The following is an 18,658-nucleotide window of genomic DNA, read 5'->3' on the forward strand; positions in this document are numbered from 1 at the left end:
GCCGTGGGTCTTCATGTCAACCGACTCCATCTCCTTGCCCTGGCCCTTGCAGTACTCGTCGGCGCGACGCAGGCTGCTGGCTTTGATTTCTTGCCACGAGTCGACACCGCCCATGTGGCGGGTGCCTACTGTAAAGTTGCCGTTCCCGGCTGGGCTGACCTCCGAAACCGTGGTGCAGCCTGCAAGAAGCGCGACCAGTGCTAGCGCTGCTGTGCGCATATGTCCTCTGCGTTAGTTGTTGTTCTGTTTGGCCGCAAGGCCGAGGGCTTTAAGAGGGATGTCCTAGCAAAGCCGTTCCGAGCCGCTTCTTTGCCCTGGCTACTTCCGCTTTGGCTCGCTCAGCCGCTGCCTCGGCTTCGGTCACAGCTGCTAGCGCAGCTGCGATGTTTGAGCCGGGAAGCCACGACGCGACAGTCGCTACTTGCGCACTGTTTCCGCTGACGATGCCTTCCGTCAAGCCATCGAGAATGCTGATCCGATGCTTGCAGGACTTGCCGTTGTCACCCGCAGGGCACGTGCAATTTGCGGTGATGTTTGGGCCGACGCGCTGAAACGTTACGCGGTAGGGATCCTGCGCTGACCCCTGGATCGAGAATTCGATAGTCTCCATGCCCATCTCCCCAGCTCTTCGCAATTCACTGCTTCCTGGCCTTGTAGGGCTTGAGCTCACCGTTCATGGCGTCGCTCATCATGGCCCAGATCATGGAGCCCTCGGTGTTGCGCATGGTTTCGGACTGGACCACTTGTCCGTTGTAAGTGACCTTGGACTTTACGAAGTCGCAGGGCTCCTTGCATGTATAGGTGTTACGTGCGGCGCCTTTCACCATGGCGATGCTGTGGGCGCCGTCTTTCTCGCGGTAGTAGCGAACCATGAGTAATGGGGAGGTCACCTTTCCAGCCTTCCGGTCATCCTCGCTGAGACCCTGTTCATAGCCATACTCACCATCCTCTGCCAGAGAGTAGAAGTGCGTTGGCTTCGGTGGAACCGGTGGAGGCGCCGAGACAACTTCTTGCGGGGCGGCGGCCGGCTCACTCGCAGTCTGCGGGGGCCCGTCTGTTTTGCCGCAGCCGGCGAGGAGGACCACCAACGTTGAGCTGGCAATGAAGGGAGAGAGGCTTTTTCGTGACATTTTTTTCCCGTTGCCCGTAGGGAGGGCGATGCTAGATTAACGACCACCTAGGCGTATTCGCCACCCCTCGAATAGGTGGACTGCTATTGCGTTAGTCCGGCCGCCACGCCGACGCCTTCACAATACCCGCGACGTAGTGCATGCGCTCGATCTGTTCCTGAGGGACCCGCAGCATGCCGTGGCGCTCATTGACCGACGACAGGCTGACCATCCCATCGCGCACGTAGGCCAGTTCCTTCACCATGACGCGGCCGTCCTGGGACTTCACCAGGACCTCGTCGCCGTTGGTCACCGCGCGGTTCGGCTCGATCACGACAAATTCGTTGTGCTTGATGCGCGGGCGCATGGAATCGCCATTGCATCGAAGCGCGTAAGCATCGGGATCGTTCGAGGGGAACGTCAGAAAGCCATCGCCATGGCCGACTGGATACTCGATGTCCGAGAAGTGGCCGTTGTCGCCGAGTTGTGCCATGCCAACCACTGGAATGCGCCGGAAGCTGTTTGGGGGGATTTCTACGATGTCAAAGGCGAGGCTAGGTTCGTCGAGCTCTGGCTCGACTTGGCCGGAAAGCTTGCTATCGCCCTTGCCGTTCGCTAGCCACTTCGGGCTGTAGCCGTACGTCTCCTGCAACTTCACGATGTGGTGAAGGGGCAATTTGGTGCCATCGCCCTCGAGCCACGCACGAACGACAGCCGCCTCGACACCCAGTACCTTGGCAAGGGCTGCGGGGTCGAGCTGCTGCTCAGCCATGACAAGAGTCAGCCGGTCGACAGGGCGTCCGGAATCCACTGAGGTGGCCGCGGGTACCGGCACGGCCTCGGTGATCGAATTGGACGCTCGCCGGATCTCTTCCGCCAAGCGCGGGCTGAACGTGTCGACGTCAACCCCCAGGCCCCGAGCAAAGCCGGTCGCGGCCTTAATGTTCAGTGGGCGGCGCGCGTTCAGATACTGCCAAACCATGCCTTGGCTGCCGATCTCGAACCGGCTGCCGAATTCCTCCTGGCTCATCTTGCCCTTGCGCTCGTTGTATAGCGCCTTCAGTCGAACGGAGTCTTCGACTTGCCACTGCTCCAGGGAGTTACTTGCTCGCGTCATGCGCGCGAGTTTAGCAATGCTATTAGATTCCACAACGAGCATAGCTATTCCTTTTATCACTAGCTATGCTAGTATTGTGTTTATGAAACTCGCCGAATACCTCGACTCGACCAAGACCAGCCAGGCAGCCTTTGCCAAGCGGCTCGGGGTCTCCCAAGGGCTCGTCTATCAATGGATCGCCGGGAAGCGCCCGATCTCTGCCGAGCAATGCCCGGTGATCGAGCGCATCACGGGCGGCGCAGTGACATGCGAGGAATTAAACGACAGGGTCGACTGGGCCTTCGTGCGAGCGTCGCGCGTTGGCACGCTGCGGGATGCGCCGCCGAAGCGGCCGCGAAAGCCCAGGGCTGCCACCCACGAATCCCATCCCGAGGCCGCGTGATGAAGCTCTTCCTGATCGTCATGGCCATCCTGAGCCTGACCGAAATCCTGAGTGACGTGCTGACACTCGCGGCAAATCGCTTCCGCGCGCCGACGTATGCGGGCGTCGTCGCCAGTCTCGCCAAGGCTCTAGTCATCTTGTGCTGGGCCGGGTCCTTGCTGAACTGAAGGGGAGAAGAGATGCCAATTCGAGATACGCACGACGAATCCCACCAATTGATAGCACAGGGGGTCGAGTCGATTGGGCGCGCCCTGATCGACCTTCGATATGCCGAGCGGACGACGCGGGTGGGCCAGGAACTGCTGGTCATTGCTGGGCAACTGGCCCAGATTGCGGGGCCCCAGGCTGGCACGCGTGAGGTCGGCCTCAATGCCAGCTCAAAGGCTGTGTCAGTGCTGCGGGTCCATGGGATGGACGGGGTCACGCGGATCCTTCGCGTTACGGAGGTTGGCGACGACCACCTTGATGCCCGCCCTTCGCTGCGCGAGCGGTTTTTCGACACGCGGATTGGCGATCTACCGGCCGTCCGCCAGTTCTTTTCCGAAGACGGCCTTGTTGCGAACCTTGCTGTCACGCTCGCGCCGTTTGGGGCAGGTGAACTCGAGCAGTTCGATTTGGCGCTCGCGCTGCTCGAAATCGTCATTCTGGCTGATCGCCAGGCAAAGGCGCGGTCCCAAATGCCTGGGCGGCCTTCTCCTGGGGAATGTGGAACATCCTCGCAATCATGAGTGCCATCCAGGGCTCGAGCGTTGGGATTGAAAGGCCATGAGCCTCGTTGTCTCGCTCGACACCGAGAGTCATGCCGGCAAGCGCATCTCGTAGATCGGCGATCAGTTCCTCGTCGGTCAGTTTGAGGTGTTTGCGCAGAACGAAGGTCAGAGTTTTCAGTGTGTAGACGTTGAGCAGCACGTCCAGTTTGGACTTTTCCATGCATCCCCCTGTTGTGGGCGGTTGAGAAGGTCAGAGCTTTCGATTGTTCCATGCCCGAGGGGATGCGCCAGCTAGTAGGTTCGTGGGGTAGCCCACGCTTTGTCAAACGAGCCCGCAAGGGCCCGACCGGGGGAATCACCATGCTGCGACGTACGCAGATGGCTGCACATGACCGAAGCAGGCGCGCACGCGCCGGCCGGGCCGCTTCCTGCAGGGGCGCTCGGTGATGGCATCCGTTTCCCATTTTTCCCTTTTTCTGCCGGCGGCCTCGGCGCGCCAGCTGCGTTGTCTTGTTGGATTGAATCTTATGAAACGGTTAATGCACACGGGAGCACCGCATGCCTAGCCTGGAATCGATGGTTTTGAACCGCGTTGCTCCCATGACCCAGAAGCGCGTCGCAGAGCTGATCGGAGTCGAGCCGACGAACTTCTCGCGCTTCCTGAACAACAACGGGCACAGCCTGCCGTTCGCGAAGATCTGCCAGCTGTTCGAAGTGCTCGAGCTGGACGTGGTCGCGCCCGGGGATGGCAGCACGGTCTGCCTGCCGCGCGCTGAGTACGAGGCGCTGCGTTGCTTGGCCAAGAAGGGATTGGAGGGCGTGTGATGGACGACCTGATGATGGGCTGGGTGGCGCTGGTGATTGTGATCGTCGGCGCGTTGGTGCTTTGGGAGATGCGGCCATGAATGTGAAAGCAGGCGACCTTGCGTACATCGTCGGGACGGTGGTGCCCGAGAACAACGGTCACATCGTCGAGGTGCTATTCCGCGACCCCGAGGGAACCATCTGGGACAGCGAACCGCGGTGGGTTGTGAAATCGGCCGGGCGCAAGCTCTTCGGCATCTCGCAACAGACCGGGGAACATGTCGAGGTCGTCGTGGGCTCGCTGGCAGATCGGTTCCTGCGTCCCATCAGCGGCGTTCCCGTCCATGACGAACAACACGACGAGGTGACAGCGTGACCATCTCCCACGATCAATTCAGCAAGCGCTTCGCCACCGTGCGTTTCATCATGGGCGCCGCGTTCCAGGAATACTTCGTCGGCAAGCCGCGCCGGCCCGAGACGGCTGCGCGCATCCTGGGCACCGCGCGTCGCCAGTTCAAAGAGAAGGGGATGGCCGTCAGCCTGGACGCGTCCACGGTGAAGTGGCTGGGCTGGATGGGCAACTATACCGGCCTGGAGGTGATCGCCACCATCGACGGCCAGCAGCAGAAGATCGTGATGGACACTGCCATCGCTGCGCGGCGCATGCGGGGTGAAGCATGAAAGCCGATCTGCGTTGCGCCAATTGCGGAAGCACCAGCCACACCGCGCCCCACTGCCCGCTGAAGTACGTGCGGATTGCGAGGCTGGCATGAACTGCAAACCTGGGGATCTGGCCTATATCGTGCACGACCCCTATCCCGAGAACCTGGGCCACATCGTTCGGGTACTTGGCCCGGGCCGCTGGATCACTGATGGCTCAGCCTGGTTGTGCGAGACGGCAGGCGCGCCGCTGCGCGTCATGGACGCTGACAAGCCGTGGGTGTCCGGCATGGACACCGAATTCGACTGCTATGACGCGGACCTGCGCCCGATCAGCGGCGTGCCGGTTGAAGACGAGCAAGTGTCCGAGATCGAAGCATGAGACGCCATTGCATCACCGTGCTCTTTCATGGGAACGTTTTTGCCTCACCTGCTGACTCAGAGATTAATGTGGCGCCAAAAGTTGGGGCGGGCTTGCACAGGCACGTCTTTGGTGACATCGACCACTACCGCGTAGTGTCCTTTGATGCGCTGGAGAAACCCCTGGGCTATTTCCTTGACCATGGCATCGGACAGCGCATCAGTCAGAACAGACTGGCTATTCTTGATTCCTTCGTCGATCCAGCGAACGAGGTATGTTGCCTCGTCCTGCAATCCCACAACAGCAGTCACCAGTTCAGTGCTGTCCAACTCGAACAGAGGGATGGAATCTACTCGGCGAAGAGCCTTCTGAAAGGACTCTGCTTCATATTTGCCAGCAAACGCCACATTCCCAAATTTTCCGTCACCTTCGAAGGCAGGCGCGACTTCCAAGCACTGTTGCACCAGTGCATCCAGGATCGCCTTCGCCGAGCTCCAGCTGCGGCGCAGCTTCTCCCGATCCAACTGCATTGCGGACTCGTGTTGATTACGGCTTTGCCGATTCGCAATGGCGAACGCGCCGACGATTGCGGCAACGGAGCCAACAGCTTGAACCCACGCCGCTATCGCTTGATTTTGCCCAGAGTCGAGCCCGTTCAGCGTGGCGAAAACATGTGCGCCAGCAGCCAAGGCTATAAAACTGGTGCCGGCAATCGCCGCCCAACCCCATCTTTCGACTGCCAATTTTCTCTCCCATGTTCTTTGCGAGGGATCCTAGCATGACCTGGACCCACGACGCCCTGCAGGAAGACCTCGCGCAATACTTGCGCGAGAAGACCCAGCGTATGGTCTGGACGAACATGCAGATGGGCCCAGTCGGCTCCCCGCGGCCCGACGCCTACAGCCTGCCGTTCAGCTTTACCCGCTTCACGCCGCTGGCCTACGAGGTCAAGATCTCCGTGGCCGATTTCCGCCGCGACGTGACCGCTGGAAAATGGCAGAGCTACCTACGCTATGCCGCCGGCGTGACCTTCGCCGCGCCGGCCGGGCTGATCACCAAGGGCGACATCCCCGAGGGTTGCGGGCTGCTGCTGCGCAGTGAGGCCGGCTGGCGCGCTGCCAAGGCGCCCACGCTGCGCCCGGTGGAGAACCTGCCGCTGGAGGCCTGGATCAAGCTGCTCATCGATGGGCTTGAGCGCCAGGTGAAGCTGCGCTATCCGCAGGCGGCGGACGAATATGGGCTGATCCATCGGGTCGAGCAGCGCCTCGGCAAGGAAGTGTCGCGGCTGCTGCACGACCGGCGCGCCGCGCGGTACCGCTACGAGTCCGCGACCGAGAGCCTGAACAAGAGCGCAAAGGCGGCCGAAGCCGAATACCGCAAGACCCTGGACGACGCGCGCAAGAACGCCGAGCGCGACGCAGCACGGATTGATGGAGCACGCGCCGAGCTGGCGCAGGCGCTGGGCCTGGCGCCCGACGCTAGAACGTTTGAGATTACCAACGCCGCGCAGGCAGCAGCGCGGCGGCTGGAAGCTGATGCTGAGGTGCAGCGGCTGAGAAGCCTGTTTGAGCGCGTTGAGAGCGCCATAGCGAGCGTGGACCGGCCGCTGCCGGAGATTGCGAGGGCAGTATGAAAAGAGATCGCCCCTGGATGCCGTTCTACACGGCTGACTGGCTTTCCAATGTGAAGCTAAAGCGCTGCACGCACGAAGAGAAAGGGGTGTGGATGGACATCCTTTGCCTGATGCACGAGAGCGAAGAATACGGCGTTTTGCGCTGGGATTTGAAGGAAATTGCGCACGTCGTCGGATGCGCGGTGAAGACCCTGAAATCTCTGATTTCGAAGGGGGTTTTGAAGGGCGCAGAGTCGAGTGAAATCTGCCCGGCTTTGCAGTTCACGCCGACCCATGCGCGGAAGCGCCTTCCCGCCGTCACCATCATTGAAAGCCAAGCTGGGCCTATCTGGTACAGCTCGCGCATGGTGGAAGACGAGTACAAGCGCATCGTAAAACAGGGCACAAATGCAACCTCCGGTGCGGCACCAAAGACACCACCAGACCTTGCACCAAAGCCCCCCTTTGGTGAAGGCTTTGGTGATTCACCTTACCCCCCACCTGACCCATCACCACCCACGCGGGCGCGCGAGACAGAGGACAGAGGACATATAAAAACAAAAGACATAGGCGGCGGCGCTAGTGACTCAACCGTGGGTGACCCTGTGGATAACTCGGCATCGCCGCCGCCGCTTTCCGCCGATGAAATCGGCAATCACCTGGTGCAGCTGGAAGCCGAGCGGGGCAAATCCGTCGCCCTGTCCTCGCGCGCGCGCGAGGCGTTGCTCCGGCTTGCGGACCGCAACATTGCCATGCCCGTGTTGCTCCGGGCTCATGCCCTCGCGTGCGCGCGACGGACCGCCGACCAGGACCCGGGCCCGGTGCACCCAGGGTTCCTTGAGCCGTTCGTGGACGAGGCGCTGGCCGAGCTGCGCACCGCGCCGCCGGCGCCAGGATGGGACGCAACTCCCGAGGGTGTGCAGGCCAAGGCCGACGAGCTGCAGCTTGCGCCGCAGCGCGCCGACGAGCACCCGATCTGGTTCCGGCGGCGGGTCATCAAGGCATCGGGCGATCAGCACCTGGTCGAGCGCGAGGTCAACAAGGCCGAGCGGATGAACCCGAACGAGTTCGAGGTCGTGTACCGATTTTTTCACGGCGTGACGCCGGGGCAGGTGGCCGCATGAACCAGCTCGAGCAGTGCGACCTGTGCCGCCGGCAGGGCGGCCGCCTCGACTTCAACCACGTCTGCTGCCGCGTGCGCTTCCTGCTGAAAATGCCCCACCTCGAGATCCGGCGAGCATGGATCGACTACTGGCGCCGGCGCGACGGCGACACCATGGCGACGCAGATCGAAAACGAGGTCAAGGCCCGCTGGGCGGAAAGGAACCGAGCATGACGACATCGCTGTTCGACGGCGCGCCGCAGCTGCGCCGGGTTGAGTTCTCGGTGCCGGGGCAGCCCGTGGCCAAGGGCCGGCCCAAGTTCTCGCGCCAGGGCGGTTTCGTTCGGACCTACACCCCCGAGCCGACCGCGCGCTACGAGAACCTGGTCAAGCTGGCGGCCACCGCCGCCATGGCCGGCAAGCCGCCCATCGAGGGGCCGGTGGAGCTGTGGCTCGACATCAACCTGCAGATTCCGAGCAGTTGGTCGAAGAAGCGCCAGCAGCTGGCCGCGGCGGGACAGGTGGCAGCGACGAAGAAGCCCGATGCCGACAACGTGCTCAAGGCGGTCAAGGACGGCATGAACGGCATCGTCTGGGTCGACGACGCCCAGGCGGTCGAGTACCGCATCAGCAAGCGCTACAGCACCGCGCCCGGTGTGTGCGTCAGCGTGGAACAACTGCCGCTGCAAGCGGCTTGAAGTGAGGGATTCGAATTGACGGGGGAAAAGCCAGTGAACGCGGTATTCCAGACGACTGGACAGGCATTGCACCTGTCGTACCTGATGCTGTCCCTGCCGGGGATGGAGAAGAACGCGATGCGTGTGGCGCTGATCCGCGCGATGGAGTTCCAGCCGCGGCTGAACAGTCGGCAGTCGCAATGGCTCGACCAACTGCGCGGCACGCCGTCCGGCACCGTGGACTTTGACGGGCTGACAATGATGGAGGTGCGTGGGCAGTGCTCGATGGTGACGTCCGCCGTGGCCAGCCGCCTGCCGGCGGCCGAGCGCGGTGCGATCCTCGCTCGCTTCGGCGTCGGCGCAGAGAAGGGCGAGGGCGTCCAGGCGCTGGTGCGGTACGCGCGCCGCAGTTGTGGCATCAGCGCCTACGGCCCGGTGTACCTCCTCGCAGCGCGCCACTACCTGTCGAAGACGCGCCGCGAGGGACTGTCGCTGCGCGACATCGCGGACAAGCACGGCCTGACCAAGCACGCGGTGGACGTCGCGTCGCGCTGGATGGCCAAGCACTTCGCCTCGCTTGAGTTGCTGGCGATGCAGCGGTTGCAGGCCGTGTTTCTGGCCGACGGGCTGGTGGCCGAGGCAGAGGATTTCCGGCCGCTGCCGCAGTCCGGACGGCCGAACGCGCCTGGTCATCGTGTGCGCACGCGCAAAACCAAGGCCAGCGCGGCGCAGGAGGCAATTCCGGCTTGACTTTGCCGGACAAAGCACCTACATTTTTGCCAGACTTAGCCGAAGTACACCCGAAGCCCCCACATCTGGGGGTTTTTTCTTTCGGGGCTTTCGCTCATTCTCTGTGCTTCTACAAGGGGAGTGGGATGAACACGAAGGCCATCTGGGAATATCTGAGGCAAGCGGGCGAAGTTGACAAGCAGGCCGTGCGCGTCCTCAAAGCGATTGTCGCGGTGACGCTCGACGATGAAATGTGGGCGCGAACCGGATTCACCATCGATTTAATCGACGACACGAAGCTGATTGCAAGCGCTCATGGCGTTTCACTCGTGGGCGAGTACGCGCAGGTAATCTATGGTGATGGAGTAGATAGCGAGCTTCGAGGCGCTATCGAATTCCGGAAGAACGAGCAAGGAAAGGGTGTCGGAGACCCGCTCCACTCGGTGATCTTCGATCGATTCGGAAATGTATCGATAAGCGGCTCAAGCGAACTCAAGGACCCCCTCTTGCATCAATACAACGAGGCTGCGGCCAAAGCAAGAAGGCAGCTGACTACTCACCTTGTCGGAGCTATCCAGACCCTGCTTCGTCGCGTTTAAGACGTTTCATTTTGAGAGGCCCGCTGGCTTACCGCCGAGCGGGCTTTTTGCTTTGGGCACTTAGGCGTACTTGCTACGCGAAATCGCCAAAGCGATCTGGGTCGTCTGGCATCGTCCACTTTATGGATTCTTCTTTGACGTCCACCACCTGTTTCGGTCGTGGCAACGTCGTGTGAGGTGCGAACGACAAGATTAGCGCGGACTGCGGCACGTCGAGGACTTCCTCGCCGTCTTCGGACCAGCACCTGAGACTGACAGACATATTGGCCCCGGTAAGTGATTCCAGAAATCCCTGCTGCATTGGGAACGCAGAGGGGGCGAACTCTTACCTTAGGCCCGCTTTATGACAGTTAGCTGACGTCAACGAGAACAGAAAACTGGATGCAACTTTGGAGCCAGCCATGTTCCTGCCGACCTACTGGTTACTGCTCTGGGGCGTGTGGTTTCAGGCGCCATGGCGAATGCCGGACGCCTGATCCATCCGCTACGCGACGCTCAGCTCAAGGCGTTTGCCGAGGGCGGCCATCGCTTCCGAGATACGGTCGATTTTGGTCGTATGGCCGAGATCGATCAACCGGTTCACTTCCTGCTTCGTGGTGCCCAGGCGCGTGGCCAGGTCGCTGGGGCGCACCTGCTGCGCCAGCATCTCGTTGAGCAGCAAAACCTTGGCCGCCGCGCTGAGGGGAAGGGCAACAAGCCGTTCCCCTTCCTCTGCCTTCGAAGGTGGCGGAACAGGGCGCTTGTCCTCGAAGTAAAAATCCATCGCGGTGAGAAGTGCGTCGGCGGCCATCGCGAGCGCCTCGGCCTCTGTATCGCCTTGGGTGATGGCTTCCGGGATGTCGCGGAACGTAACGACGAAGCCAGCCGGACGACCGTCATCGGTAACGTCCGGCGTAAAGACGGCTGGATATTGCATGCTGGTCCTTTCGATCAGTGCGGTGAAGCGTCGCGGGACAAGCCCCTTCCGGGGCCGCCCTCACTTTAGGTTCAGTTGTCTTTTGATCCCTTCTACCGTTCCCTTCTTCAGTTCGGTGTGTCTTGGGATCACCGTTTGCTTTCCGTTCAGGTAGACCTTCAAGTGGTTGCTGCCTTGCTTGAAGGTCGCCCCCTGTTGGGAGAGCCACCGGACAAACTCACTTTGCTTCACCGCACCTCCGTTGTTTGTTGCGATGGATGTATAGTAATCAAAAATGTTTACTCAAACAAGGGGCTGAGTAAATATTTTTGTGTACTCCGCAGCGAATGGGATGGCTCAACGTGTCGCAGGCGAATCAATAAGCTATTGCAGGCGTTTAATGTGCCAAATACGGCGCAGCCTTGCATCGCGTAGCGTATGCGCTTGCAGTCGTTACGTCCCCGCATCACGATCTCCAAGGCTATGAGCTTCGCTCGTAGCCGATACCAGTGTCTCCTCCACCCACCCCGTGGTGGATTGCCCGGCCTCCCGCCGGGCTATTTTCTTCCCCATCCCGCGCATTGTTGTCGTCTATGAAAGCACCCAACCAGCTCGCAATCGCCTACCGCGCGGCGGATGACCTGGTCCGGTACGACAGGAATGCGCGGACGCACAGCGCGGCCCAGATCGAGCAGATCAAGGCCTCGCTGCGCAAGTTCGGCTGGACGAACCCGGCGCTGATCGCCGGCGACGACCTGCTGGCCGGGCACGGCCGGATCGAGGCCGCGACGCTGATGTGGGCAGCCGGCGAGACCATCCGCCACTGCCCGGTGCCCGGCCAGGTGCCCACGGTCGACCTGTCGCACCTGTCGGCGGACGAGCGTCGCGCCTACATCCTGGCGGACAACAAGCTGCCCGAGAACGCCGGCTGGAATGTGGACCTGTTGGCGGTCGAGCTGGCGGACCTGCGCAATGCGGACTTCGATCTATCGGTGATCGGCTTCGACGCGGGTGAGCTGGCCGAGCTGCTGGACCCGCCACAACCTGGTCCACCTGGCGGCGGTGCCGGCTCGCTGGCCGAACAGTTCATGGTGCCGCCGTTCAGCACGCTCAATGCGCGCGACACAGCCTGGCAGGACCGCAAAAAGGCGTGGCTGGCGCTGGGCATCCAGTCCGAGCTGGGCCGCGATGCACCGGCGTTCTCGTCGGCGTCTGACCAGCAGAAGGCAGATCGCGGCGCGCCCGCGCAACATCGCACCAGCATCTTTGACCCGGTGCTGTGCGAGCTGGCGTACCGCTGGTTCTGCCCGGCGGACGGCCTCGTGCTGGACCCGTTTGCGGGTGGCAGCGTGCGCGGCCTCGTCGCGGCGCGCCTGGGGCGCCAGTACATCGGCATGGATCTCCGGGCCGAGCAGGTGCAGGCCAACCGCGCGCAGCTGGATCTGCTGCGCGCCGGTGAGCCTGCGCCGGCCTGGCACGTTGGTGACAGCCGCAAGATCGGGCAGCATCTGGCGGACGTCGAGGCCGATTTCGTGTTCTCGTGCCCGCCGTATGCCAACCTGGAGCGCTACTCGGACGACCCGGCGGACCTGTCCACGATGGACTATCCGGCGTTTGTGACGGCCTACCGCGAGGTGATCTCCGGCGCGGTAGGGCGGCTGAAGCCTGACCGCTTCGCTTGCTTCGTGGTCGGCGATGTGCGCGAGAAGCGCGGCACCGGCTGCTACCGCAACTTCGTGGCCGACACCATCGAGGCGTTTCTGGATGCCGGCATGCAGTTGTACAACGAGGCCATCCTGCTGACGGCGCTGGGCAGCCTGCCCATCCGCGCTGCCAAGCAGTTCAGCGCCAGCCGGAAGCTCGGGAAGGCGCACCAGAACGTGCTGGTGTTCGTGAAGGGCGACTGGAAGCGGGCGGTGGCCGCGTGTGGCGATGTGGTGCTGTCTAAGGATCTGTTTCCCGAGGAGGCAGACGACTAGCGGAGGGATTGGACAAGCCAGCCTGATCCGAACATGAAGCAAGCGAGAGACGTGCTGGCGAGCCATTTGAACCAGCTCGACTCCTTTGTATCCAACATTTCAGGGTGGAGGTTGTCATTGCTGGCAATGGCCTGTATTTGATCGTTCCGATAACGGCGGAGAGTCTGGCTACCCATGAACACTCCGAGTGTTGCTACATAAAGACCGACAGTGAAGAGCCAGATCCAGCCACCAATGACGACTTGCTTGCCTTGCATCATGCTTGCGCCAGCTAACGTCGCGGCGACAGTCATGCCGAAGCCATTCAGGATGATCACGTGCTTGAGTGACTCCAGTTTCCACGTCCAGTACTGACTGAACACGTTCGTGTAGACAGCAAGCTTCTCCGTGCGCAGATGGGATGTTGTGGCCAGTGTCTCCAGCGTCCAGGCTGGGGGTGCTTCCTTCAGGGTGTTGCTGCTGGGGCGTCTCAGGGTCTTTCGTGGCTGTGCCATGCTTGTTCCTTAGGGGTTGGTATCTCATTTGTCGGAAGCCGCACGGATTTTTAGACCCATCGGAAGTCGGGTATCGATGAGATTGATATGGCCGGACGCAAACCTTTTGAGCCGACAGCGGCAGACCGCAAGTTGGTAGAGAGCGCTGCGGCCTTCGGTATCCCCCAGGATGAGATCGCACGGCTGATCATCAACCCGCAGACGGGCAAGCCGCTGGCGGCCGTGTCCCTGCGCAAGCATTTCCGCACTGAGCTGGAGACGGGCGCCACGAAAGCCAACATCGCCGTGGCGAACTCGCTCTTCCGCGCGGCCACGGGCAGCGGCAAGGGCGCGGTGACGGCGGCCATCTGGTGGACGAAGTCGCGGATGCGCTGGCGCGGCGACGGCACAGACCCCGAGGACGATACCCCGCCGGCGGCGCAGAACTTCACGTTTGTCGTGCAGGATGCCCGGCGCAACGTCGGCGAGCCCGATGGTAGCGATTAGCCCGACCCTGAACATCCCGCAGGCCGAGTTCCTGCGCATGCCACACAAGTTCCGGGCCTATGTTGCCGGCTTCGGGTCCGGCAAGACCTGGGTGGGCTGCACCAGCATCTGCCAGCACTTCTGGCGGTGGCCGAAGATCAATCAGGGGTACTTCGCACCGACTTACCCGCAGATCCGCGACATCTTCTATCCGACGATGGAGGAGGTGGCGGCCACGATGGGCCTGCGGGTCAAGGTCAACCAGAGTAACCACGAGGTTCACGTCTACGAGGGCCGGCGGTACCGCGGCACGATCATCTGCCGGTCGATGGAGAAACCGGAGACCATCGTGGGCTTCAAGATCGGCCACGCGCTGATCGACGAGTTGGACGTGATGAACCCCATCAAGGCCCAGACGGCCTGGCGGAAGATCATCGCGCGCATGCGCTACAACGTGCCGGGGCTGCGCAACGGCATCGACGTGACGACGACCCCTGAGGGGTTCAAGTTCGTCTACCAGCAGTTCGTCAAGGCCATTACGGAGAAGCCGTCGCTGGCGAGCCTGTACGGGCTGATCCAGGCCAGCACGTTCGACAACGAGCTGAACCTGCCGGACGACTACATATCGTCGCTGCGCGAGAGCTACCCGCCGCAGCTGATCGAGGCGTACCTGCGCGGGAAGTTCGTCAACCTTGCAGCAGGGTCGGTGTACCCGAACTTCAGTCGGAAGCTGAACCATACCGACGACGCCATGGCGACTGGTGAGCCGCTGCACGTCGGCATGGACTTCAACGTGCTGAAAATGGCCTCATTGATCTACGTGGTGCGCGACGGCACGCCCCGCGCGGTCGGCGAGCTGACCAAGGTGCGAGACACGCCCGAGATGGCGCGGATGCTGAAGGAGCGCTTCAAGGACAAGGGCCACGCCGTCTTGATCTATCCCGACGCCAGCGGCCAGAACACCAGCAGCAAGAGTGCCAGCGAGTCGGATCTGTCGATCCTGCGAGGCGCTGGGTTCCAGCTGCAGGTCAACTCGACGAACCCGGCCGTGAAGGATCGGGTGAACGCCGTCAACGCCCTGATCCTGAACGACAAGGGCGAGCGCCGGCTGAAGGTCAACACGTACCTGTGCCCGGAGTTCACCGAGGCGCTCGAGCAGCAGCCCTACGACAAGAACGGCGAGCCGGACAAGTCGACCGGCCACGACCACGTCAACGACGCCGGCGGATACCCGCTGGTGAAGCTGTGGCCGATAGTGAAGCGCACCGCGACCGTCCGACCCATGAGCATGTAGGCGGCGCATATCACCGAGCAATCTTGCATGACATCGACCGTCCGAGAGCAAACAGCCGCCGTCAAGGCGATGGCGGAGAACTATCCGCTCATCACCGCGCTACTGGGCGGCACGACGGCCATGCGCGCTGCGGGCATCAAGTACCTTCCGCAGTGGCCCAATGAGGCCTCCGATGCGTACAAGGCGCGCCTGGCCTCGGCCACGCTGTTCCCAGCCTTTGGCCGCACGTGCGAGGTGCTGACCGGCAAGCCGTTTTCCAAGCCGATCACGGTCGGCAAGGATGTGCCGGTGCGCATCGCCAAGTGGTGCGAGAACATCGACTTGCAGGGCCACAATCTGCACGCGTTCGCCGCGGCGGTGTGCTTTCACGCGATTTCCTATGGCATCTGCGGCATCCTGGTCGACTTCCCCAATGCCGGCGGCATTCGGACGAAGGCCGAGGAAGAGGCTGCAGGCGTGCGCCCGTACTTCGTCCACATCCATGCACAGAGCATCCTCGGTTGGCGTGCCCAGCGGATCAACGGGGTTCAGACGCTGACGCAACTGCGGTTCCTGGAGACGGTCTCTGAGCCTGACGGTCAGTTCGGCGAGCGGGAGATCGAGCAGGTGCGGGTGCTTTACCCGGGGCGTTGGGAGGTGTGGCGCGAGGCCGAGAAGGCCAATTCGACAGAAAAGGAGTGGATCCTTCACGAAGAGGGCACCACGACGCTGCAGAAGATCCCGTTCGTGCCGGTCTACGGTCGGCGCATCGGATTCATGCAGGGCGTTCCGCCGCTCGTTGAGCTGGCGCACATGAACGTCGAGCACTGGCAGTCCAAGAGCGATCAGCAGACGATTCTGCACGTCGCGCGCGTGCCGATCCTGTTCGCGAAGCTGCTGGGGGATTCGCCGATCACAGTGGGTGCATCGTCCGCGGTCAATGCCGACCATCCGGATGCGGACCTTCGGTTTGTCGAGCATGGTGGCAAGGCGATCGAGGCAGGCAGCAGGGAACTGGCGGCGCTGGAAGACCGCATGCGCCAGGTCGGCGCTGAGCTGCTGGTGATCAAGCCAGGCAATCTGACCGTCGCTCAGACCGTTTCCGACAACGAAGCCGGCATGTGCACGCTGCAGCGGATCATTCAGGACGAAGAGGACGCACTCGACACGGCCCTGCAGCTGGCCGCCGAATGGGTGAAAGAGTCCGAGGGCGGCCACATCCAGATCTTCAACGACTTCGGGGTAGCGTCGCTGGCGGAGGCCTCGATGGAGATTCTGCGCGACATGAATGTCGACGGCACCTTCTCCGACGAGTCACTCTTCAACGAAGCGAAGCGGCGCGGCCTCGTTAGCCCGGAATTGACCTGGGAAGACGAGAAGAAGCGCATCGCGCTGAACGCCCCCAAGCCCGGTAAGGCGAACATCAACGACTAGGCGTACCAAGTTCTTTTCTGCAGCCGCACGGCCCTCGGGTCCTGCGGCTGTTTTTTTGCCGAAACGCGGATGCGGATCGGCGCGTGGGTCGGATGACCCAGTTCACTGGCTGGATAGCCAAAGGAATGAACATGAAACTGAAGATCGACGAGCATGGCCACGTCGTGGTCCAGGACGGCAAGCCGGTGTATGTGCACGACGACGGCAAAGAGATCGCTTTCGATGCTCCGGGCACCGTGGCAACGATCTCGCGCCTGAACGGCGAGGCAAAGTCGCATCGCGAGCGCGCCGAGGCCGCCGAGGGCCGGGCAAAGTTGTTCGAGGGCATCGAGGATGCCGACGCGGCCCGCAAGGCGCTCGAAACCGTCCGCAACATCAAGGACGGCGAGCTGATCACTGCTGGCAAGGTCGAGGAAATCCGGGCGGCTGCCAAGAAGGCAGCCGAAGAGCAGGTCGCCGCCGCCAGCAAGTCGCACGTCGAAGAGCTCGCGCGCGTGAAGACCGAGCGCGACACCCTCCAGAGCACGCTGTACGACGAGCGCATCGGCGGGAGCTTCGACCGTTCCAAGTTCATTGCCGAGAAGTTGGCCATTCCTGGCGACATCGCCAAGGCCGCGTTCGGCAAGGCCTTCAAAATCGAAGACGGCAAGACGGTTGCCTATGACGCGACCGGCAACAAGATCTTTTCCCGCGTGCGCCCCGGTGATATCGCCGACTTCGACGAAGCGCTCGAAACGCTCGTCGAGAACTACCCGCATCGCGACCAGATCCTGAAGGGGTCCGGCGCCAGCGGTGGCGGTGCGAGCGGCGGTGGCTCGTCGGGCGGCAAGCGCGCCTACACGCGAGCCGAGTTCAACACCTTCGATCCGACGAAGCAAGCGGCAGTCTCGGCGGAGGTTCGCGCCGGCAAAGCAACCCTCAACGACTAAGCAGCGGCGGCCCTTCAGGGGCCGTTCTGCGGATCACGCGGTATCTAGCCAAGCCTTGGATGAGGCGCGGCGCTATGGGCTGGATGGCCCGATCAATCTCAAATCGTACCAACCACCCATATTTGGAGTATCCAAGTGTCAAACACCTTGACTGGCCTTATCCCGACGATGTACGAGGCACTCGACGTGGTGTCTCGCGAGCAGGTCGGCTTCATTCCCGCCGTGTCGCGCAACAGCAGCGGCGAGCGCGCTGCGCTGAACCAGGCGATCATGATCCCGATCGCGCCCCCGGGCACGATGGCCGACAACACGCCGGCCGTGACCGCGCCGAACACCGGCGACAACAACATCGGCAACGTGTCGATGACGATCAGCAAGTCCAAGCACGTCCCGATCCGCTGGAACGGCGAAGAGCAGCGCGGCTTGATCAATGCCGGCAGCTACGGCGGCATTCTGATGAACCAGTTCGCGCAGGCTTTCCGCACGCTGTGCAACGCGATCGAAGTCGACCTGTTCACGACCACGTACCAGAACGCGTCGCGTGCCTACGGCACGCCCGGCACGGCGCCCTTCGGTACCGCGGGCGATCTGTCCGACATCGCCCAGCAGCGCAAGATCCTGGACGACAACGGCGCGCCGCAGACCGATCTGCAACTGGTGCTTGGCTCGGCGGGTATCGCCAACCTGCGCGGCAAGCAGAACGTGCTGTTCAAGGTGAACGAAGCTGGCACCGACGACCTGCTGCGCCGCGGCATCATCGGCGAGCTGGAAGGCCAGATGCTGCACAACTCGAATGCCGTTCAGGCGGTGACGAAGGGCACGGGCGCGAGCTACACCACGGACACGGCGGGCTACGCGGTCGGCGCGACGGCGATCAACCTGATTACCGGTACCGGCACCGTGCTGGCTGGCGACACGGTGACCTTCGCGGGCGACACCAACAAGTATGTGGTGACGTCCGGCATCTCTGCCCCGGGCGCGATCACGCTGGCGGCGCCTGGCCTGAAGCAGGCCATCGGCACTTCCGCAACGGCGGTGACGGTGGGCGCCAGCGCAACGCCGAACCTCGGCTTCAGCCGTTCCGCCGTGCAGCTGATCACGCGTGCGCCGGCCATGCCGATCGGACCGGATGGCAAGCCGATGGACATTGCCGACGACGTCGTGCAGGTCACGGACCCGGTATCGGGCCTCGTGTTCGATGTCGCCGTCTATCGCCAGTTCATGCAGCTGGTCTACCACGTGCGCCTGGCGTGGGGCACGCAGGCCATCAAGAGCAACCACATCGCCGTGCTGCTCGGCTAATTGCCGCGGGGCGGCGCTGTGCCGG

General features: G+C 62.5%; 27 protein-coding genes. 19 read left to right on the top strand and 8 right to left on the bottom strand.

From position 1 onward, the window contains the following. Positions 1-268 precede the first annotated feature (268 nt). From A9975_RS05385 to A9975_RS05395, 3 genes are all read right to left on the bottom strand, one after another. Positions 269-610, bottom strand: a complete 342-nt coding sequence (locus A9975_RS05385) for a hypothetical protein (protein ID WP_183031712.1) — start codon at positions 608-610, stop codon at positions 269-271. Positions 611-635: 25 nt separating this feature from the next. Further along, on the bottom strand, positions 636-872 hold the full coding sequence (locus tag A9975_RS05390) for a hypothetical protein (RefSeq protein WP_183031713.1): 237 nt from the start codon (positions 870-872) through the stop codon (positions 636-638). Between the two features lie 349 nt (positions 873-1,221). Beyond that, positions 1,222-2,268, bottom strand: coding sequence for a helix-turn-helix transcriptional regulator (locus A9975_RS05395; protein ID WP_183031714.1), 1,047 nt, complete (start codon positions 2,266-2,268; stop codon positions 1,222-1,224). Positions 2,269-2,308: 40 nt separating this feature from the next. On the opposite strand from A9975_RS05395, the gene A9975_RS05400 reads away from it, so the two are divergent. The 3 genes from A9975_RS05400 to A9975_RS05410 are packed head-to-tail and all read left to right on the top strand — an operon-like array spanning position 2,309 to position 3,336. Further along, positions 2,309-2,608, top strand: coding sequence for a helix-turn-helix domain-containing protein (locus A9975_RS05400; RefSeq protein WP_183031715.1), 300 nt, complete (start codon positions 2,309-2,311; stop codon positions 2,606-2,608). Further along, a complete protein-coding gene (locus A9975_RS05405) occupies positions 2,608-2,775 on the top strand; it encodes a hypothetical protein (RefSeq protein WP_183031716.1) in 168 nt (55 codons plus the stop codon). Before A9975_RS05400 ends, A9975_RS05405 begins: the two co-directional genes overlap by 1 nt. 12 nt (positions 2,776-2,787) lie before the next feature. Then, positions 2,788-3,336 (top strand): hypothetical protein, encoded by a 549-nt coding sequence (locus A9975_RS05410; RefSeq protein ID WP_183031717.1) that lies wholly within the window; start codon positions 2,788-2,790, stop codon positions 3,334-3,336. Here A9975_RS05410 and A9975_RS05415 read toward each other — a convergent pair. After that, positions 3,248-3,538: a hypothetical protein gene (locus A9975_RS05415; RefSeq protein WP_183031718.1), complete on the bottom strand. Its 291-nt coding sequence runs from the start codon at positions 3,536-3,538 to the stop codon at positions 3,248-3,250. The genes A9975_RS05410 and A9975_RS05415 overlap by 89 nt on opposite strands. A 338-nt stretch (positions 3,539-3,876) precedes the next feature. Between A9975_RS05415 and A9975_RS05420 the strand changes: the two genes are divergently transcribed. The 4 genes from A9975_RS05420 to A9975_RS05435 all read left to right on the top strand — a co-directional run bounded on the left by A9975_RS05420 (position 3,877) and on the right by A9975_RS05435 (position 5,164). Then, positions 3,877-4,143, top strand: a complete 267-nt coding sequence (locus tag A9975_RS05420) for a CII family transcriptional regulator (RefSeq protein ID WP_150990572.1) — start codon at positions 3,877-3,879, stop codon at positions 4,141-4,143. 76 nt (positions 4,144-4,219) lie between these two features. Beyond that, positions 4,220-4,498, top strand: a complete 279-nt coding sequence (locus tag A9975_RS05425; RefSeq protein WP_183031719.1) for a hypothetical protein — start codon at positions 4,220-4,222, stop codon at positions 4,496-4,498. Continuing rightward, positions 4,495-4,803, top strand: coding sequence for a hypothetical protein (locus A9975_RS05430; protein WP_183031720.1), 309 nt, complete (start codon positions 4,495-4,497; stop codon positions 4,801-4,803). Before A9975_RS05425 ends, A9975_RS05430 begins: the two co-directional genes overlap by 4 nt. A gap of 88 nt (positions 4,804-4,891) precedes the next feature. Next, positions 4,892-5,164, top strand: coding sequence for a hypothetical protein (locus A9975_RS05435; RefSeq protein WP_183031721.1), 273 nt, complete (start codon positions 4,892-4,894; stop codon positions 5,162-5,164). Positions 5,165-5,220: 56 nt separating this feature from the next. Here A9975_RS05435 and A9975_RS05440 read toward each other — a convergent pair whose 3' ends face one another. Continuing rightward, positions 5,221-5,886: a hypothetical protein gene (locus A9975_RS05440; protein ID WP_183031722.1), complete on the bottom strand. Its 666-nt coding sequence runs from the start codon at positions 5,884-5,886 to the stop codon at positions 5,221-5,223. A 35-nt stretch (positions 5,887-5,921) separates the two neighbouring features. On the opposite strand from A9975_RS05440, the gene A9975_RS05445 reads away from it, so the two are divergent. The 6 genes from A9975_RS05445 (at position 5,922) to A9975_RS05470 (ending at position 9,862) form a co-directional block, all read left to right on the top strand. Continuing rightward, positions 5,922-6,776, top strand: coding sequence for a hypothetical protein (locus A9975_RS05445; protein WP_183031723.1), 855 nt, complete (start codon positions 5,922-5,924; stop codon positions 6,774-6,776). Beyond that, positions 6,773-7,879: a hypothetical protein gene (locus tag A9975_RS05450; RefSeq protein ID WP_183031724.1), complete on the top strand. Its 1,107-nt coding sequence runs from the start codon at positions 6,773-6,775 to the stop codon at positions 7,877-7,879. Before A9975_RS05445 ends, A9975_RS05450 begins: the two co-directional genes overlap by 4 nt. Beyond that, positions 7,876-8,091, top strand: a complete 216-nt coding sequence (locus A9975_RS05455; protein WP_183031725.1) for a hypothetical protein — start codon at positions 7,876-7,878, stop codon at positions 8,089-8,091. Before A9975_RS05450 ends, A9975_RS05455 begins: the two co-directional genes overlap by 4 nt. After that, the gene (locus tag A9975_RS05460) at positions 8,088-8,555 is read left to right on the top strand and encodes a RusA family crossover junction endodeoxyribonuclease (RefSeq protein ID WP_183031726.1); all 468 of its coding nucleotides are present in this window, start codon (positions 8,088-8,090) and stop codon (positions 8,553-8,555) included. The genes A9975_RS05455 and A9975_RS05460 overlap by 4 nt, the downstream gene beginning before the upstream one ends. Positions 8,556-8,588: 33 nt before the next feature. After that, positions 8,589-9,284, top strand: a complete 696-nt coding sequence (locus A9975_RS05465; RefSeq protein ID WP_183031727.1) for a hypothetical protein — start codon at positions 8,589-8,591, stop codon at positions 9,282-9,284. Between the two features lie 125 nt (positions 9,285-9,409). After that, positions 9,410-9,862, top strand: a complete 453-nt coding sequence (locus A9975_RS05470) for a hypothetical protein (protein ID WP_183031728.1) — start codon at positions 9,410-9,412, stop codon at positions 9,860-9,862. A gap of 484 nt (positions 9,863-10,346) precedes the next feature. Here A9975_RS05470 and A9975_RS05475 read toward each other — a convergent pair whose 3' ends face one another. Together A9975_RS05475 and A9975_RS05480 are read right to left on the bottom strand one after the other, a co-directional pair. Then, positions 10,347-10,778 (bottom strand): type II toxin-antitoxin system HicB family antitoxin, encoded by a 432-nt coding sequence (locus tag A9975_RS05475; RefSeq protein ID WP_183031729.1) that lies wholly within the window; start codon positions 10,776-10,778, stop codon positions 10,347-10,349. Positions 10,779-10,838: 60 nt separating this feature from the next. Next, positions 10,839-11,009 carry a type II toxin-antitoxin system HicA family toxin gene (locus tag A9975_RS05480; protein ID WP_183031730.1) on the bottom strand — a complete coding sequence of 57 codons (171 nt, stop codon included), beginning with the start codon at positions 11,007-11,009 and terminating at the stop codon, positions 10,839-10,841. Between the two features lie 341 nt (positions 11,010-11,350). Here A9975_RS05480 and A9975_RS05485 point away from each other — a divergent pair, with 341 nt between their 5' ends. Then, positions 11,351-12,736 (top strand): DNA methyltransferase, encoded by a 1,386-nt coding sequence (locus tag A9975_RS05485; protein ID WP_183031731.1) that lies wholly within the window; start codon positions 11,351-11,353, stop codon positions 12,734-12,736. Here the strand turns inward: A9975_RS05485 and A9975_RS05490 are convergent. After that, positions 12,733-13,230 carry a hypothetical protein gene (locus tag A9975_RS05490; RefSeq protein WP_183031732.1) on the bottom strand — a complete coding sequence of 166 codons (498 nt, stop codon included), beginning with the start codon at positions 13,228-13,230 and terminating at the stop codon, positions 12,733-12,735. The genes A9975_RS05485 and A9975_RS05490 overlap by 4 nt on opposite strands. A gap of 87 nt (positions 13,231-13,317) precedes the next feature. Here A9975_RS05490 and A9975_RS05495 point away from each other — a divergent pair, with 87 nt between their 5' ends. The 5 genes from A9975_RS05495 to A9975_RS05515 all read left to right on the top strand — a co-directional run bounded on the left by A9975_RS05495 (position 13,318) and on the right by A9975_RS05515 (position 18,633). Then, positions 13,318-13,716 (top strand): hypothetical protein, encoded by a 399-nt coding sequence (locus A9975_RS05495; protein WP_183031733.1) that lies wholly within the window; start codon positions 13,318-13,320, stop codon positions 13,714-13,716. Then, entirely contained in the window at positions 13,703-14,989 is a 1,287-nt protein-coding gene (locus A9975_RS05500) for a terminase large subunit domain-containing protein (RefSeq protein WP_183031734.1), read from the top strand. The genes A9975_RS05495 and A9975_RS05500 overlap by 14 nt, the downstream gene beginning before the upstream one ends. A gap of 27 nt (positions 14,990-15,016) precedes the next feature. Then, the gene (locus tag A9975_RS05505) at positions 15,017-16,402 is read left to right on the top strand and encodes a DUF4055 domain-containing protein (RefSeq protein WP_183031735.1); all 1,386 of its coding nucleotides are present in this window, start codon (positions 15,017-15,019) and stop codon (positions 16,400-16,402) included. A gap of 131 nt (positions 16,403-16,533) precedes the next feature. Further along, on the top strand, positions 16,534-17,331 hold the full coding sequence (locus A9975_RS05510; protein WP_183031736.1) for a DUF6651 domain-containing protein: 798 nt from the start codon (positions 16,534-16,536) through the stop codon (positions 17,329-17,331). Between the two features lie 135 nt (positions 17,332-17,466). Next, entirely contained in the window at positions 17,467-18,633 is a 1,167-nt protein-coding gene (locus A9975_RS05515) for a P22 phage major capsid protein family protein (protein ID WP_183031737.1), read from the top strand. The last annotated feature ends 25 nt before the right edge of the window (positions 18,634-18,658 follow it).

Source organism: Cupriavidus sp. UME77, from assembly GCF_014170355.1.
Classification (GTDB): domain Bacteria; phylum Pseudomonadota; class Gammaproteobacteria; order Burkholderiales; family Burkholderiaceae; genus Cupriavidus; species Cupriavidus basilensis.

Excerpts from the sequence above, each read along its gene's own strand:
- A9975_RS05385 (WP_183031712.1), bottom strand. The coding sequence starts at position 610 with ATGGAGACTATCGAATTCTCGATCCAGGGGTCAGCGCAGGATCCCTAC.
- A9975_RS05390 (WP_183031713.1), bottom strand. The coding sequence starts at position 872 with ATGGTTCGCTACTACCGCGAGAAAGACGGCGCCCACAGCATCGCCATG.
- A9975_RS05395 (WP_183031714.1), bottom strand. The coding sequence starts at position 2,268 with ATGCTCGTTGTGGAATCTAATAGCATTGCTAAACTCGCGCGCATGACG.
- A9975_RS05400 (WP_183031715.1), top strand. The coding sequence starts at position 2,309 with ATGAAACTCGCCGAATACCTCGACTCGACCAAGACCAGCCAGGCAGCC.
- A9975_RS05405 (WP_183031716.1), top strand. The coding sequence starts at position 2,608 with ATGAAGCTCTTCCTGATCGTCATGGCCATCCTGAGCCTGACCGAAATC.
- A9975_RS05410 (WP_183031717.1), top strand. The coding sequence starts at position 2,788 with ATGCCAATTCGAGATACGCACGACGAATCCCACCAATTGATAGCACAG.
- A9975_RS05415 (WP_183031718.1), bottom strand. The coding sequence starts at position 3,538 with ATGGAAAAGTCCAAACTGGACGTGCTGCTCAACGTCTACACACTGAAA.
- A9975_RS05420 (WP_150990572.1), top strand. The coding sequence starts at position 3,877 with ATGCCTAGCCTGGAATCGATGGTTTTGAACCGCGTTGCTCCCATGACC.
- A9975_RS05425 (WP_183031719.1), top strand. The coding sequence starts at position 4,220 with ATGAATGTGAAAGCAGGCGACCTTGCGTACATCGTCGGGACGGTGGTG.
- A9975_RS05435 (WP_183031721.1), top strand. The coding sequence starts at position 4,892 with ATGAACTGCAAACCTGGGGATCTGGCCTATATCGTGCACGACCCCTAT.
- A9975_RS05445 (WP_183031723.1), top strand. The coding sequence starts at position 5,922 with ATGACCTGGACCCACGACGCCCTGCAGGAAGACCTCGCGCAATACTTG.
- A9975_RS05450 (WP_183031724.1), top strand. The coding sequence starts at position 6,773 with ATGAAAAGAGATCGCCCCTGGATGCCGTTCTACACGGCTGACTGGCTT.
- A9975_RS05455 (WP_183031725.1), top strand. The coding sequence starts at position 7,876 with ATGAACCAGCTCGAGCAGTGCGACCTGTGCCGCCGGCAGGGCGGCCGC.
- A9975_RS05460 (WP_183031726.1), top strand. The coding sequence starts at position 8,088 with ATGACGACATCGCTGTTCGACGGCGCGCCGCAGCTGCGCCGGGTTGAG.
- A9975_RS05470 (WP_183031728.1), top strand. The coding sequence starts at position 9,410 with ATGAACACGAAGGCCATCTGGGAATATCTGAGGCAAGCGGGCGAAGTT.
- A9975_RS05475 (WP_183031729.1), bottom strand. The coding sequence starts at position 10,778 with ATGCAATATCCAGCCGTCTTTACGCCGGACGTTACCGATGACGGTCGT.
- A9975_RS05485 (WP_183031731.1), top strand. The coding sequence starts at position 11,351 with ATGAAAGCACCCAACCAGCTCGCAATCGCCTACCGCGCGGCGGATGAC.
- A9975_RS05490 (WP_183031732.1), bottom strand. The coding sequence starts at position 13,230 with ATGGCACAGCCACGAAAGACCCTGAGACGCCCCAGCAGCAACACCCTG.
- A9975_RS05495 (WP_183031733.1), top strand. The coding sequence starts at position 13,318 with ATGGCCGGACGCAAACCTTTTGAGCCGACAGCGGCAGACCGCAAGTTG.
- A9975_RS05500 (WP_183031734.1), top strand. The coding sequence starts at position 13,703 with ATGGTAGCGATTAGCCCGACCCTGAACATCCCGCAGGCCGAGTTCCTG.
- A9975_RS05505 (WP_183031735.1), top strand. The coding sequence starts at position 15,017 with ATGACATCGACCGTCCGAGAGCAAACAGCCGCCGTCAAGGCGATGGCG.
- A9975_RS05510 (WP_183031736.1), top strand. The coding sequence starts at position 16,534 with ATGAAACTGAAGATCGACGAGCATGGCCACGTCGTGGTCCAGGACGGC.